General features: G+C 71.7%; 11 protein-coding genes. 5 read left to right on the top strand and 6 right to left on the bottom strand.

Going from position 1 to position 13,857, the window contains the following annotated elements; translation table 11 throughout:
* Positions 1–5: 5 nt before the first annotated feature.
* From ACIO1C_RS16040 to ACIO1C_RS16025, 4 genes are read right to left on the bottom strand one after another with little or no spacing between them, the layout of a single operon-like run.
* Complete coding sequence (locus tag ACIO1C_RS16040; protein ID WP_401863480.1) at positions 6–599, bottom strand: GTP-binding protein; 594 nt, start codon at positions 597–599, stop codon at positions 6–8.
* A complete protein-coding gene (locus ACIO1C_RS16035) occupies positions 574–954 on the bottom strand; it encodes a DUF742 domain-containing protein (RefSeq protein ID WP_401863477.1) in 381 nt (126 codons plus the stop codon). Before ACIO1C_RS16035 ends, ACIO1C_RS16040 begins: the two co-directional genes overlap by 26 nt.
* Positions 951–1,352, bottom strand: coding sequence for a roadblock/LC7 domain-containing protein (locus ACIO1C_RS16030; protein WP_161312193.1), 402 nt, complete (start codon positions 1,350–1,352; stop codon positions 951–953). The genes ACIO1C_RS16035 and ACIO1C_RS16030 overlap by 4 nt, the downstream gene beginning before the upstream one ends.
* Positions 1,349–2,506, bottom strand: a complete 1,158-nt coding sequence (locus tag ACIO1C_RS16025) for an ATP-binding protein (protein ID WP_401864123.1) — start codon at positions 2,504–2,506, stop codon at positions 1,349–1,351. Before ACIO1C_RS16025 ends, ACIO1C_RS16030 begins: the two co-directional genes overlap by 4 nt.
* Before the next feature lie 327 nt (positions 2,507–2,833).
* Between ACIO1C_RS16025 and ACIO1C_RS16020 the strand changes: the two genes are divergently transcribed.
* Entirely contained in the window at positions 2,834–4,531 is a 1,698-nt protein-coding gene (locus tag ACIO1C_RS16020) for an ABC transporter transmembrane domain-containing protein (RefSeq protein WP_401863474.1), read from the top strand.
* A 53-nt stretch (positions 4,532–4,584) separates the two neighbouring features.
* Positions 4,585–6,387, top strand: coding sequence for an ABC transporter ATP-binding protein (locus tag ACIO1C_RS16015; RefSeq protein ID WP_401863467.1), 1,803 nt, complete (start codon positions 4,585–4,587; stop codon positions 6,385–6,387).
* Between the two features lie 140 nt (positions 6,388–6,527).
* On the opposite strand, the gene ACIO1C_RS16010 is transcribed toward ACIO1C_RS16015, so the two are convergent.
* Positions 6,528–7,304: a hypothetical protein gene (locus ACIO1C_RS16010; protein ID WP_327233756.1), complete on the bottom strand. Its 777-nt coding sequence runs from the start codon at positions 7,302–7,304 to the stop codon at positions 6,528–6,530.
* A 439-nt stretch (positions 7,305–7,743) separates the two neighbouring features.
* A complete protein-coding gene (locus ACIO1C_RS16005; protein ID WP_401863464.1) occupies positions 7,744–9,615 on the bottom strand; it encodes a PucR family transcriptional regulator in 1,872 nt (623 codons plus the stop codon).
* A 239-nt stretch (positions 9,616–9,854) separates the two neighbouring features.
* Between ACIO1C_RS16005 and ACIO1C_RS16000 the strand changes: the two genes are divergently transcribed.
* The 3 genes from ACIO1C_RS16000 to ACIO1C_RS15990 are packed head-to-tail and all read left to right on the top strand — an operon-like array spanning position 9,855 to position 13,764.
* Entirely contained in the window at positions 9,855–10,745 is an 891-nt protein-coding gene (locus tag ACIO1C_RS16000) for an FAD binding domain-containing protein (protein WP_401863462.1), read from the top strand.
* A 2-nt stretch (positions 10,746–10,747) separates the two neighbouring features.
* A complete protein-coding gene (locus ACIO1C_RS15995; RefSeq protein WP_401863460.1) occupies positions 10,748–11,296 on the top strand; it encodes a (2Fe-2S)-binding protein in 549 nt (182 codons plus the stop codon).
* A 2-nt stretch (positions 11,297–11,298) separates the two neighbouring features.
* Positions 11,299–13,764: a xanthine dehydrogenase family protein molybdopterin-binding subunit gene (locus tag ACIO1C_RS15990; RefSeq protein WP_401863457.1), complete on the top strand. Its 2,466-nt coding sequence runs from the start codon at positions 11,299–11,301 to the stop codon at positions 13,762–13,764.
* The last annotated feature ends 93 nt before the right edge of the window (positions 13,765–13,857 follow it).

The following is a 13,857-nucleotide window of genomic DNA, read 5'->3' as shown; positions in this document are numbered from 1 at the left end:
GACTCCTAGTTGAGGCGCGACTGGAGATAACGGACCAGTACGATGAGGGAATTGGCGGACGACCGCTGGTCGCGCGCGTCGCAGGTGACGAGCGGGGTCTCCGGGAGCAGGTCGAGCGCCTCCCGGATCTCGTCGTCGGAGTGGCCCGGCGTGCCGTCGTCGAACCGGTTGACGGCGATGGCGTACGGAATTCCGTACTTTTCGACCAGGTCCATCACCGGGAAGGACTCCTCGAGCCGGTTCGGGTCGACCAGGACCAGGGCGCCGAGGGCGCCGCGCGACATGTCCTCCCAGACCTGGACGAACCGCTGCTGTCCGGGGGTGCCGAACAGGTACAGCACCAGCTTCTCGCTGAGCGTGAGCCGGCCGAAGTCCATGGCCACGGTCGTCGTGGTCTTGCCCGGCGTGCCCTTGAGGTCGTCGATCCCCTCGCCGGCCTGCGTCATGACCTCTTCGGTCCGCAGCGGCGGGATCTCGGACATGGTCCCGATGAAGGTCGTCTTTCCCACCGCGAAATGACCCACTACCAGGATCTTGGCCGCGGTCTGCACCGAATCGCGCAGGTAGACGCCGTCATCCAAAGCGAGCTTGGAGCCCATTCAGCACCTCCTCGAGGATTTGCCTGTCGACGCGTTTTGCCGGAGGTATGGGCGCACGGGTGTAGAGATAGCCGTCCGCCGTGAGATCGTGCAGGAGGATTTTGACGACACCCACGGGCAGGTGGGTGTGCCCGGCTATCTCGGCGACCGAGAGAAAGCCGCCGGAACACAGCTCCATGAGACGCCGCTTTTCGGGATCGAGAAACCCGTTCAGTGGGGCGTTCTCGGACACCGTGATCAGTGTGATCAGCGAGAAATCGTTGTCGTCGAGCAGCTCGCGACCGTTTGTGATCACATACGGTCGCACTAATGGAGTGGTTTCTTGTTCCAGCTCGGGCTCGTCCGGTGTTGTCATGCTTTCACATCCTCCCGAGGGGGACTGGTGAGCGCCTTGCCGAGCTGGCCGACCAGCTGCTGCATACGGAAGGTGATCTCAGCCATGTCGACTTCGGGCGAGGCGGAGACGGCGAGATAGGCGCCCTCTCCGGCCGATATCAGAAAGACCCAGCCGTGGTCGAACTCGACGAGAGTCTGACGCCACTGGGGCCGCTGATCGGGGCCGCCGCAGAAATCGGCGACCGTACGGCTGAGCGACTGCATTCCGCTCATCGCGGCGGCGACGGTGTCGGCGTGGTCCTTTCCGACATCCTTGGAACGGGCCATGAGAAGGCCGTCCGCGGAGACCAGAATGGCATGGCGTGCTTCGGGCACTTCCAGAGCACTGTCAAGCATCCACGAGAGATCGTAGTTCACTGCGCCTCATGCCCTTCACTGCTTGTGTTGGTGGAACGACGGCCCGATTGCGTGCCCCGCTGGAACGCGCCCATGACGGACGCGGCCTTCTCGCTGTCGCGGGCCGGCGCCTCCGCCGACTCGCCCGCCGTCGGCACGATGGAGATCGCGCCGCGCCGGCGGCGCTTGGGCAGCCCGCCGAACGTGGTGGAGGGAGCCGGGGCGGCCGCGGGGGAACTCACGTCGCCCGTCGCGTCCTCGTCGGACGGCAGCGGGGAGGAGGTGGCCACGGCTGGAATCTCCTCGGGCTCGGGCATGGACGTGAGCAGGTCGTCGGGCAGCAGCACCACCGCGCGCACCCCGCCGTACGGGGACGTGGAGTCGACGGAGACACTGAAGCCGTACCGGGCGGCGAGCACACCGATCACCGTGAAGCCGAACTGCGGCGGGTTGCCGAGTCCGGAGACACCGGGCGCGCGGTCGCTCGACAAGAGCTTGGCGGCCCTCGCCTTCTCCTCCTCGTTCATGCCGACACCGGCGTCGTCGACGACGATGCAGACGCCCTTGGGAACGGGCCGGATATTGATCTCGATCATCGTTTCCGGCGCCGAATAACTGGTCGCGTTGTCCAGCAGTTCGGCCAGGGTGAGCGCGACCGGTTCGACGGCGCGGCTGACGATGGCGAAATTACTCTGGGCCCGGATTTCCACACGGGTGAAGTGGCGGATACGCCCCTTCGCGCTGCGGACCACGTCGTACAGGGACGCCGCGGCGCGCTGCCGACCGAGCCATCCGTCGCAGAGCACGGCGATCGACTGGGCACGCCGGGCGAACTGCGAATTCATGTGGTCGATGTCGAGGAGATCCTGAAGAATCTGGAGTTCGCCGTACTTGTCCTGAATCTTCGTGATCGCGAGCTGCTGCTCGCTCGCCAGACCCTGAAGGGTCCGCATGGCAGACTTGAGAGCCGTTTTGGTGGCTTCCTCCGCGCGGTCCTTGGCCTCTTCCACGGCTTCTGCGTAGTGCTCCTCCAGATTCGCGTAGTGCCGCTTGAGTTCTTCCTTCTCTTTCCGCAGCTCAAGGACTGACTTGCGTCCGCGAATGATCGCGGTCGCGGCCACGGGGGTTCCAGCGATAAGTCCCCAAAGCGCTGGATCCTGAAAGTATTGCGTCATAGGGCTCTCTTCGGGCGAATGGGCAACCAGGTGCGGACATGAATGCACGGTCGGCCGCGCGTGCTCGCCTGCCGGACAGCCGTGAAAGGCCCGGCTAATGGCATAGGTCTCCCCCGGATGTGGCGGATTTCTGGGCCGGTGCGCGGAATATCTTTTATGCCTTAGCAGGTTTTCCTACCGCTTGGCAAGCGTGGCGATCTTAGCACCACGTCAGGGCAGGTCGTCCATGGCGTTCTGTGCCCCCTTTTACCCATCTGACGGATTTTCAGCAACGGTCCGCATTTGCGGCCATTGGGCTCCTGGGTGGCGGCGGTTAGGGTGCTGCACATGCCTGACACGCCCATGGATCCCGGCTCCCCCGACCGGCGCGGTCCGGTCCGCTATCTGTGGTGGCTGGTGCGCGCCCAGCCCTGGCGCGCCGTCGCGGGCGCCTCGTACGGGACGCTCTGGATGCTGTGCCTGGCCCTGTCGCCCTACCTCCTCTCCCGCGCCGTCGACGACGGACTGCGGGCGGGCGACCGGACGGCGCTCGCCGGCTGGACCGGCGCGCTGTTCGCCCTGGGCGCGGCCAACGCCTGGGTGGGCATGATGCGGCACCGGACCATGACGCGGGTCCGGATGGACGCCACGTTCCGTACCGTACGGGTCGTCGTGGCGCAGGCCACCCGGCTCGGCGCCGCACTGCCCCGCCGGGTGACGGCGGGGGAGGTCGTCACCATCGGGATCGGTGATGTCGCGGCGATCTCCTGGGCGTTGACCGTCACCGGACCGGGGGTGGGCGCGGTCCTCGCGTACGTCACCGTGGCCGGGCTCCTCCTCGCCGTCTCCCCGCTCCTCGCCCTGGTCGTCCTCCTCGGGGTGCCGCTGCTCGCGGTCGCCGTGGGCCCGCTGCTGGGACGGTTGCAGAGCGCGGAGAGCGTGTACCGCGAACAACAGGGCGCCCTGGCCGGGCGGTTCGTCGACATCGTCGGCGGGCTGCGGGTCCTGAGCGGGCTGGGCGGCAAGGACGTCCACGCCGACCGCTACCGGCGCGACTCCGGCCGGCTGCGGGAGGAGGGCTACCGGGTCGGGGCGGTCACCAGCTGGATCGACGCCCTCGGACCCGGCCTGCCGGCCCTCTTCCTCGCCGCCGTGACCTGGCTCGCGGCGAGGATGGCCGCACAAGGGACCATCTCCGTGGGGGAGTTGGTGGCGGTGTACGGGTATGTCGCCGTCCTGGCCGTGCCGGTGGCGTTCTTCGTCGAAGGCGGCTATCAGGTCACCCGGGGTGTGGTGGCCGCCCGTCGCGTCATACGGTTCCTCGGCCTGGAGCGCGACATCGTGGACGCGACGGCGGCCGTGGACGCGCCCCCGGCGCCCGCCGTGCTCCACGATCCCGCCTCGGGGGTCGAGGTGGCGCCCGGCACCCTGACCGTCCTGGCGGGCGCCCGCCCCGAGGACTGCGCCGCCGTGGTCGACCGGCTGGGCCGCTTCGCCACCTCGGCGGCCACCTGGGACGGCACCCGGCTGGACGCCACGTCACTGCCGCGGATCCGCGAACGGATCCTCGTCGCGGACAACGAGGCCGACCTCTTCGCCGGGACCCTGCGCGACGTCCTCGCGGGCCGCGAACAACGCGACGAACAGGCCCTCACCCGGGCGCTGTTCGCCGCCGCCGCGCAGGACGTCGTCCGCGGGCTGCCGGACGGCGCGGACTCGGTGATCGACGCCGGGGGCCGTAACCTCTCGGGCGGCCAGCGCCAACGCCTGCGGCTGGCCCGCGCGTTGCTCGCCGACCCCGAGGTCCTGCTCGCCGTCGAACCGACCTCGGCCGTCGACACCCACACCGAGGCCGCCGTCGCCGCCCGGCTGCGCGCCGCCAGGGAGGGGCGTACGACCCTGGTCACCAGCACCTCACCCCTGCTGCTCGCCCAGGCCGACACCGTCTGCTTCCTGACCGACGGCCGGGTGGCCGCCGTCGGCACCCACGAGGAACTGCTGCGCGGCGACAGCGGATACCGCGACGTCGTCTCCCGGGGCTCGTAGGGAGTGCACCGCGCGCACCCGCCCCAGGACGAGCCCGTCGAGAGGAACATCCCGTGACCACCCGGCAGCTGCCCGTCGCCTCGCCCCGCCAAGTCCGGCGCGCGGCGGCCGGGTTGATCCGCCAGGACGCACTCGCCTTCACCACCCTCATCGTCCTCAACGCGCTCGCGGCGGCGGCCGGGCTCGTCAGCCCGTGGCTGCTCGGCCGCATCGTCAACGCCGTCGGGGCGGGGGAGGGGACGCGGACCGTCGACCGCTACGCACTGGTCATCGTGGTCTGCGCGCTCGCGCAGTTCCTCCTCACTCGCCAGGCCCGGTTCGTCGGCCACCGCTTCGGCGAACGCACCTCCGCCAGGATCCGGGAGCAACTGGTCGACCGGGCGCTCACCCTGCCCGCCTCGGCGGTCGAGCGCGCGGGCACCGGAGACCTGGCGGCACGCGGCACGGCCGACGTCCCCGCGGTCAGCACGACCCTGCGGGACGCCGGACCCGACGTGTTCATCGCGAGCGTCCAGATCGTGTTTGTCCTCGGCGCCGTCTTCGCCCTCGACGTACGGCTCGGCCTGTGCGGGGTGCTCGGCCTGACCGGCATCGGGTTCGCCACCCGCTGGTACCTGCGCCGCGCCCACGGGGACTACCTCACCGAGGGCGCCGCCAACTCCGCGATGGCCGAGGTGCTGTCCGCGACCGCCTCCGGCGCCCGTACGGTCGAGGCGTTCGGCCTCCAGGAGCGGCGGATCGCGGCCTGCGACGAGGCCGTCGAGCACTGCCGGCGCACCCGCACCCGCACGCTCTTCCTGCGCAGTGTGCTCTTCCCGGCCGTGGACCTCTCGTACGTCGTGCCGGTCGTCGCCGTCCTGCTGGTCGGCGGGGCGCTGATCGACCGGGGCGCCGTCTCCCTCGGTACGGTCGTCGCCTGCGCCCTGTATCTGCGCCAGTTGGACACCCCGCTGGACTCGATCCTGCGGTGGATGGACCAACTCCAAAGCAGCGGGGCCTCGTTCGCCAGGGTCGAGGGACTGGGCCAGGAACCACCGGCGGACCCGGCGCCGGGACGCGCTCCCGCCGGCGACCTGATCGAGGTGACCGGAGCGCGGTACGCGTACGACGGCGGACGCGACGTCCTGCACGGCGTCGACCTGACCGTCCGGCCCGGCGAACGGCTCGCCCTGGTCGGTCCGTCGGGCGCCGGCAAGTCCACCCTCGGCCGGCTGCTGGCGGGCATCGACCGGCCGCACACCGGCGCCGTGACGGTCGGCGGGGTGCCGATCGCCGCCCTCGGCCCGGACGAACTGCGCCGTCAGGTCGTCCTCGTCACCCAGGAGCACCACGTCTTCGCCGACACGGTCAGGGACAACCTGCGGATCGCCGCCCCGGCCGCCACCGACGACGAGCTGCGCGCGGCGCTCGCGGCCGTCGGCGCGGAGTGGGTGGACGAGCTGCCCGAGGGCCTCGACACCGAGCTGGGCGGGGGTGCGGGCGCGACGCGCGCCGACGGCGCGCGATCCCAGCAGTTGGCCCTGGCCCGGGTTGTCCTGGCCGACCCGCACACCCTGATCCTGGACGAGGCGACCGCGCTGCTGGACCCGGCCACCGCGCGTCACACCGAACGCGCGCTGGCCGCCGTCCTGGAAGGCCGTACGGTCATCGCCATCGCGCACCGGCTGCACACGGCCCGCGACGCGGACCGGGTGGCGGTGCTGGACGACGGCCGGCTGACCGAACTGGGCACGCACGACGAGCTGGTGGCGCGAGGCGGGGCGTACGCGGGCCTCTGGCGCTCGTGGCACGGCGGCGGAGCGCCGGCGCCGCATCCCCGGCGGCCGGGTGACCAGGCGGATTCGATCACTCTGTGATCACAAAGCGCCGGGTCACCTTGTGCCGGGTGTCGGCGGCCGTGTACGAAGATCATCAACGATGATCGTCTTCGAGCGGGAGAGAAGCACCACGTCGCGATGTCCGCAGCGCCGCCCCGGCCTCCCGCCCGCCCGCCCGCTCAGACCGGCGCCGGTGGCGTCAACTGGTCGGCCAGCCAGGTCGGTACGCCGCCCAGCAGACGGAAGAGACGCCCGGCCTCGGCGCGCAGCCTGGTCGCCTCCGGTTCCGGCTCGGCGTCGGCGAGCGCGGCGAGGGCCGGGGCCGTACCGACGAGATAGCCCAACTCCTCGCGGATCCGCAGCGACTCGCCGAAGCCATGTCTCGCCTCCGCCAACTCGCCCTCGCGCAGGGCGAGTCCGGCGAGGTGGCGCCAGGTGAAGGAGAGCAGCAGGGTCTCCTCGTGCGCCGTGGCGGCGGCATGGGCCCTGCGGTACGCGGCTCGGGCGGACTGGGGGGAGTCGGCGACGTGTTCGGCGAACAGCCCGCGCCGGAAGTCGAGCAGGGCGCGGCCCGGGGCGCTGGGGTGGATCAGCGCCGCCGCGCGGCTGAGCGCGGCGCGCGCCTCGTCGGCGCGGTCGCGCACGTGGAGGACGGTCGAGGCGTAGGCGAGATGGCCGCGTTCACAGGCGGCGGCGCCGCGCTCGTCGTCCTCGCGGGCCGTGGCCTCGGCGACCCGCAGCGCGTCCTCGGCCTCCGCCCAGCCCTTCGCGGTGAACAGACATCGCTCGACGAGCAGCGACGCGCGCTGGAGCGCGGGGGCCGGGTCGGCGGCGTGCGGTGCGAGCAGGGCCGCTGCGTCGGTCCAGCAACCGCGCGAGCGCAGCCGCCATACCGCGGTCTGGAGTGGATCGTCACCGGCAGTGGTTCCGGAACCAGACATGGCGGTATGCGCCACATTGCCCTCCCCGAGCGCGCCATTGTGCTGTTGGGTGTGGACGCATCTCAGCACGGATCGGCATGCTGGGCCAAGAGGACAGGTGAAAAAATTCACAATGCCTTGGTCATCGACGGGTCCTGGGAGGCGCCTGAGACAAGGGCGTTACGGCGGTCGCGTCGAGGGCGCCGACACCCCACGCAAGGCTGTCACCTGGGCAGACGGCGGGGAAACGGCAGATGTCGGGCACTGTGGAACCCCCGCTTCCGTCCGTTCGCGTGAAGGAGTTGGATCTCCGGACGACCTTGACGACCGTGACGTCCTCGACGGGTGACGGCGGTCAACACGGCACACGGGGAGGCGTCACGTTTCCATTCTCGTTCTTCCCCACGCCGCTGAACGCCCCGGCCCGCGGCCGGCGGAGGCCTCCCGCGCGCCGGTCGCGTCCGCGTCCTCGCCGTCAGCTCATCCGCAGCGCGAGGAAGAAGTCCAGCTTGTCCTCCAGGCGGGACAGGTCGCGGCCGGTCAACTGCTCGATGCGGCCCACCCGGTAGCGCAGGGTGTTGACGTGCAGATGGAGCCTGGCCGCGCAGCGGGTCCAGGAGCCGTCGCAGTCGAGGAACGCCTCCAGGGTGGGGATCAGCTCCGCGCGGTGGCGCTTGTCGTACTCCCGCAGCGGGTCCAGCAGCCGGGCCGTGAACGCCCGCCGGACGTCGTCGGGGACGAAGGGCAGCAGCAGGACGTGCGAGGCCAGTTCGTGGTGCCCGGCCGCGCAGACCCGCCCGGGCCGCGCCGCCGCGACACGACGGGCGTGCCGGGCCTCTTCCAGGGCCCCGCGCAACCCCTCGGCGGAGTGCACGACGGCACTCACCCCGAGCGTCAGCCGCCCGTCCTCCGCGAGCCCGGCGCTCAACGTCCCCCGCACGGCGTCCAACAGGGCGTCGGCATGCAGCCCCTGACCGGGCGTACCAGTCCCGCCGCCGGTGCCGGCCCCGCTCCCGGCCTGACCTCCGGCGTCCGCCGCGGTCCCGGCGCCGGGGCCGGGGTGGAGTCCGGGCACGTTGCCGGCCGCCGGGCCGGGGTCAGTGCCGGCCGCACCCCCGGCCCCGCTTCTAGCACCGGCCCCCGCCCCGTCGGTGGCCTCCGGGCCGGGCTCGTCCGCCGGCGTCGCCTCCAAGGCGACCGGTACCAGTGCGATCGCCTCGCCGTCCGCGTGTGCCACCGCGATGCGGTCCGACAGGTCCGTTCCCGGTGCGGCGTGGGCGGCCAGGACCTCCTCCAGGGCCGCCCGGGCCGCAGGGCCCACCGTCGTCGCCCTACCCGCGCCGTCGGCCGACCATTCCAGTCGCGCCACCACCACCTGCCAGTGCGGCGCCGCGCCCACCCCGGGGAGCAGCACCGGCGCGGCCACCCGCAGTCGCGCCGCGATGTCCGCCGGGGGTGCCCCCTCCTGGACCAGGTCCACGACCTCCTGGGCGAGCCGGCGCCGTACCGTACGTGACGCGTCCCGCCGGTCCCGTTCCACCGAGATCAGCTGGGTCACCCCCTGGAGCAGGTCCAGCCGCGCCGCCGGCCACTCGCCCGCGTCCGCCTCGACCGCCAGGAGCCAGTCCGAGAGCACTGTCTCCCGTACGTCCCGTACCGCGCCGGGTGCCGTACCGCGCCCCGGCTCGTGAATCGGGAACAGGGAGTACGCCGTCCCCGCGACCGTCACCCGAAAGGGCGACCTCCGTCCCGAACGAGTGGCCGCCAGATGCTCCGTCGCCAGCGCCGCCGCCCGGGACGCCGGCAGTCGCCCGCCGCCGCCCGCGATCTGCCGGCCGGTGGGCGTGAGCACCCACGCCCGCAGGTCGAGGTCGGAGGTGAGCAGGTCCAGCACCACCTCGGGGCCCCCGCCCGCCGGACCCGACGTCATCAGCCTGCGGTGCCGGTCCACCACGGCCGCCAGATCCCCGGCCCGCTCCCCGGACACCTGCCGGACGACGTGCTCGGTGATCGTCGCGAACGCCACGTCCTCCCGCACCGCGAACAGCGGCAGCCGGTGCCGGACGCACGCCGTGACCAGGTCCTCCGGGATGTGCCCCAGCTCCGCCTCACCCGCCGCGAGCCCCGCGACCCCGGCCGCGTTGAGGATCCGTACGAACGGTTCCGAGTCCTCGGCGGAGTGCCGCCACGCGAGGCCCGTCAGTACCAGTTCGCCGCCCGAGAGATAGCGGCTCGGGTCCCGCAGATCGGTGGTCATCACGCCACGGACACCGCGGTCCAGTTCCCCCGCCCCGCCCAGCAGCCGCAGGCCCAGCGCGTCGGTCTCCAGCAGTGCGCGCAGCCGCATCTCTTCGCCGCCGATCTTTCTCGTCGATTCCGGGGTGGAGGAAGCGAGGCTCGCTTTTGTTCGAATCTACAAGACACCGCGCACGCCCCGCCCACGCCTTCATGCTTTCCGTGACTGCCCCGGGCGGCGCACTCCTTGTGTACTTGTGTCACACCGCGTGAACAGTTCATGACGAGGGCCGGCCGTCCCCGCCCGATCACGGAACGCCCGACGGCGAAAGATCGAGAGGAGAGCCATTCATGGACTTCCTTCGCCCCGCCACCTGGCAGGACGCGCTCGCCGCCAAGGCCGAGCACCCCTCCGCCGTCCCCATCGCGGGCGGTACGGACGTCATGGTCGAGATCAACTTCGACCACCGCCGCCCCGAGCACCTGCTGGACCTGAACCGCATCGGCGAGCTGACCACCTGGACGGTCTCCGACGACCACGTCCGGCTCGGCGCCTCCGTCCCGTACACCGCCATCATGAGGAACCTGCGGACCGAGCTGCCCGGCCTCGCGCTCGCCTCCCACACCGTCGCCTCGCCCCAGATCCGCAACCGCGGTGGCGTCGGCGGCAACCTCGGCACCGCCTCCCCGGCCGGCGACGCGCACCCCGCGCTCCTCGCCGCGGGCGCCGAGGTGGAGGCGGAGTCGGTGCGCGGCACCCGCCTCATCCCCATCGACGCGTTCTACACCGGCGTGAAGCGCAACGCCCTCGCGCCCGACGAGCTGATCAGGGCCGTACGCGTCAAGAAGGCGGAAGGACCGCAGCAGTACTCGAAGGTCGGCACTCGCAACGCGATGGTCATCGCCGTCTGCGCGTTCGGCCTGGCCCTGCACCCCCGCACCCGTACGGTACGGACCGGAATCGGCTCGGCCGCCCCCACACCCGTCCGGGCCAGGGCGGCGGAGGAATTCCTCGGCGCGGCGCTCGAGGAGGGCGGCTTCTGGGACAACGGAAAGATCATCACCCCGTCGGTCGCGAAGCGGTTCGCGGACCTCGCCGCCGGCGCCTGCAACCCCATCGACGACGTGCGCGGCACCGCGAGGTACCGCAGGCACGCGGTCGGCGTCATGGCTCGCCGCCAGCTCGGCTGGACGTGGGAGCAGTACCGCGGCACCGGCCGTACCCTCCGAGGAGCTGCCTGATCATGCGCGTGAACTTCACGGTCAACGGACGCCGGCAGGAAGCCGATGACGTCTGGGAGGGCGAGAGCCTTCTGTACGTCCTGCGGGAGCGGCTGGGCCTGCCCGGCTCCAAGAACGCCTGTGAGCAGGGCGAATGCGGTTCTTGTACGGTACGGCTCGACGGCGTGCCGGTCTGCGCGTGCCTGGTCGCGGCCGGGCAGGTGGAGGGCCGCGAGGTGCTGACGGTCGAGGGCCTGGCGGAGTACGCGGGACAGCGCGACCGCGACCGCGAGCGTGGCCGCGATCGGGCCGGGGAGGGCGTCCGGGAGGGCGTCCGCGAGGGCGAACTGTCCCACGTCCAGCAGGCGTTCATGGACGCCGGGGCCGTGCAGTGCGGTTTCTGCACCCCGGGGCTGCTGGTCGCCGCCGACGAGATGCTGGAGCGCAACCCGTCCCCGACCGACGCGGACATCCGCGAGGCGCTGTCCGGCAACCTCTGCCGCTGTACGGGATACGAGGCGATCCTCGACGCCGTACGGCTGGCGGCGGCGCGACAGGAAGAGGCGATCTGACGATGGCGTCCTCGACACCCCGTACCCCCGCGAGCCGTACCCCGGCCGCCCGCCCGCCCCGTACCCCGGCGAGCCCCACACCCCGTACCCCCAACGGCACCCCCACCAGCCTCACCCAGCGCTCCCGCACCAAAGGCGGCATCGGCGAGTCGACTCTCCGCCCGGACGGCACCCTCAAGGTCACCGGCGAGTTCGCCTACTCCTCCGACATGTGGCACGAGGACATGCTGTGGGGCCACACCCTCCGCTCCACCGTCGCCCACGCCGGGATCCGCTCGATCGACATCTCCGAGGCCCTCGCCGTCCCCGGCGTGTACGCCGTCCTGACTCACGACGACCTCCCCACCGCCGTGAAGCACTACGGCCTGGAGATCCAGGACACCCCCGTCCTTGCCCACGGCAAGGTCCGCCACCACGGCGAGCCCGTCGCGCTCGTCGCCGCCGACCACCCCGAGACCGCGCGCCGCGCCGCCGCCAAGATCCGGATCGAGTACGCCGAACTCCCCGTCGTCACCGACGAGTTGTCCGCCACCGCGCCCGGCGCGCCACTCGTCCACGAGGGCCGCGACGATCACCACGTCGGCCACGTCCCCCACCCGAACATCGTCCACCGCCAGCCCATCGTCCGCGGCGACACCGACGCGGCGGCGGCGCGCGCGGACGTGATCGTCACCGGCGACTACGTCTTCGGCATGCAGGACCAGGCCTTCCTCGGCCCCGAGTCGGGACTCGCCGTCCCCGCCGAGGACGGCGGCGTCGACCTGTACGTGGCCACCCAGTGGCTCCACTCCGACCTGCGCCAGATGGCCCCCGTGCTCGGCCTGCCCGAGAACAAGGTCCGGATGACCCTGTCCGGTGTCGGCGGTGCCTTCGGCGGGCGCGAGGACCTGTCGATGCAGATCCACGCCTGCCTGCTGGCCCTGCGCACCGGCAAACCGGTCAAGATGGTCTACAACCGCTTCGAGTCGTTCTTCGGCCATGTCCACCGCCACCCCGCGAAGTTGCACTACGAGCACGGCGCGACGCGCGACGGGAAGCTCACGCACATGCGGTGCCGGATCGTGCTCGACGGCGGTGCGTACGCCTCCGCGTCCCCGGCCGTCGTCGGCAACGCCGCCTCCCTCTCCGTCGGCCCGTACGTCGTCGAGGACGTCGACATCGAGGCGATCGCGCTCTACACCAACAACCCGCCCTGCGGGGCGATGCGCGGCTTCGGCGCCGTCCAGGCGTGTTTCGCGTACGAGGCGCAGATGGACAAGCTGGCCGCCGAACTGGGCCTGGATCCCGTGGAGTTCCGGCAGCTCAACGCCATGGAACAGGGCACGCTCCTGCCGACGGGACAGCGGGTCGACTCGCCCGCGCCCGTCGCCGAGCTGCTCCGCCGCGTCAAGGCCAGGCCGCTGCCGCCCGAGCGGCAGTGGCTCACGGCGGGCGAGGCGGCGGACGTACGGGCCCTGCCGGGCGGCCTGTCCAACACCACCCACGGCGAAGGGGTCGTACGGGGTGTCGGGTACGCGGTCGGCATCAAGAACGTCGGCTTCTCCGAGGGCTTCGACGACTACTCCACCGCCCGGGTCCGCCTGGAGGTCATCGCGGGGGAGCCGGTCGCCGTCGTGCACACCGCGATGGCCGAGGTCGGCCAGGGCGGGGTGACCGTCCACGCGCAGATCGCCCGCAGCGAACTGGGCGTCACCCAAGTCACCATCCAGCCCGCCGACACCCGGGTCGGCTCGGCGGGATCCACCTCCGCCTCCCGCCAGACCTATGTCACGGGCGGCGCGGTCAAGAACGCCTGCGAGCATGTGCGCGAGCGGGTGCTGGAGCTGGGGCGGCGCAAGTTCGGTACGTACCATCCCGCTTGGGCCACCGCCGAACTGCTCCTCGAAAGCGGCAAGGTCGTCACGGACGGCGGCGAGGTGCTCGCCAACCTCGCGGACGTACTGGAGGACGAGGTGGTGGACCTGGAGCTGGAGTGGCGCCACCGCCCGACCGAGGCCTTCGACCTCCGTACGGGACAGGGCAACGGCCATGTCCAGTACTCGTTCGCCGCCCACCGCGCGGTGGTCGAGGTCGACACGGAACTGGGTCTCGTCAAGGTCATCGAACTGGCCGTGGCGCAGGACGTCGGCAAGGCGCTCAACCCGCTCTCCGTCGTCGGCCAGATCCAGGGCGGCAGCCTCCAGGGCCTCGGGGTGGCCGTGATGGAGGAGATTCTCGTCGACCCCGTGACCGCGAAGGTACGCAACCCGTCCTTCACGGACTACCTGATCCCCACCCTCCTCGACACCCCGGCGATCCCCGTCGACATGCTCGAACTCGCCGACGAGCACGCGCCGTACGGGCTGCGGGGCGTCGGCGAGGCACCGACCCTGTCGTCCACGCCCGCGATCCTGGCGGCCATCAGGAACGCGACGGGGCTGGAGCTGAACAGGACGCCCGTACGACCGGAACACCTGACGGGCATGTGAGGCCCGCGCACCACCCCTCCACCACACCAACTCTTCGTCCGTCTCGGGCCGTCCCCCGGGTCGTGCAGCCCACGCATCCATCCCCCATCCGGA

The sequence above is a fragment of the Streptomyces sp. NPDC087420 genome, assembly GCF_044744165.1.
Taxonomy (GTDB): Bacteria; Actinomycetota; Actinomycetes; order Streptomycetales; family Streptomycetaceae; genus Streptomyces.
Note: the sequence above shows the minus strand (reverse complement) of the source record. Positions and strands in the feature narration are given on the sequence as shown.

Bases quoted from the DNA above. Each gene is read 5' to 3' on its own strand.
- ACIO1C_RS16035 (WP_401863477.1), bottom strand. From the start codon at position 954: ATGACAACACCGGACGAGCCCGAGCTGGAACAAGAAACCACTCCATTA.
- ACIO1C_RS15995 (WP_401863460.1), top strand. From the start codon at position 10,748: ATGCGCGTGAACTTCACGGTCAACGGACGCCGGCAGGAAGCCGATGAC.
- ACIO1C_RS16020 (WP_401863474.1), top strand. From the start codon at position 2,834: ATGCCTGACACGCCCATGGATCCCGGCTCCCCCGACCGGCGCGGTCCG.
- ACIO1C_RS16005 (WP_401863464.1), bottom strand. From the start codon at position 9,615: ATGCGGCTGCGCGCACTGCTGGAGACCGACGCGCTGGGCCTGCGGCTG.
- ACIO1C_RS16025 (WP_401864123.1), bottom strand. From the start codon at position 2,506: ATGACGCAATACTTTCAGGATCCAGCGCTTTGGGGACTTATCGCTGGA.
- ACIO1C_RS15990 (WP_401863457.1), top strand. From the start codon at position 11,299: ATGGCGTCCTCGACACCCCGTACCCCCGCGAGCCGTACCCCGGCCGCC.
- ACIO1C_RS16040 (WP_401863480.1), bottom strand. From the start codon at position 599: ATGGGCTCCAAGCTCGCTTTGGATGACGGCGTCTACCTGCGCGATTCG.
- ACIO1C_RS16000 (WP_401863462.1), top strand. From the start codon at position 9,855: ATGGACTTCCTTCGCCCCGCCACCTGGCAGGACGCGCTCGCCGCCAAG.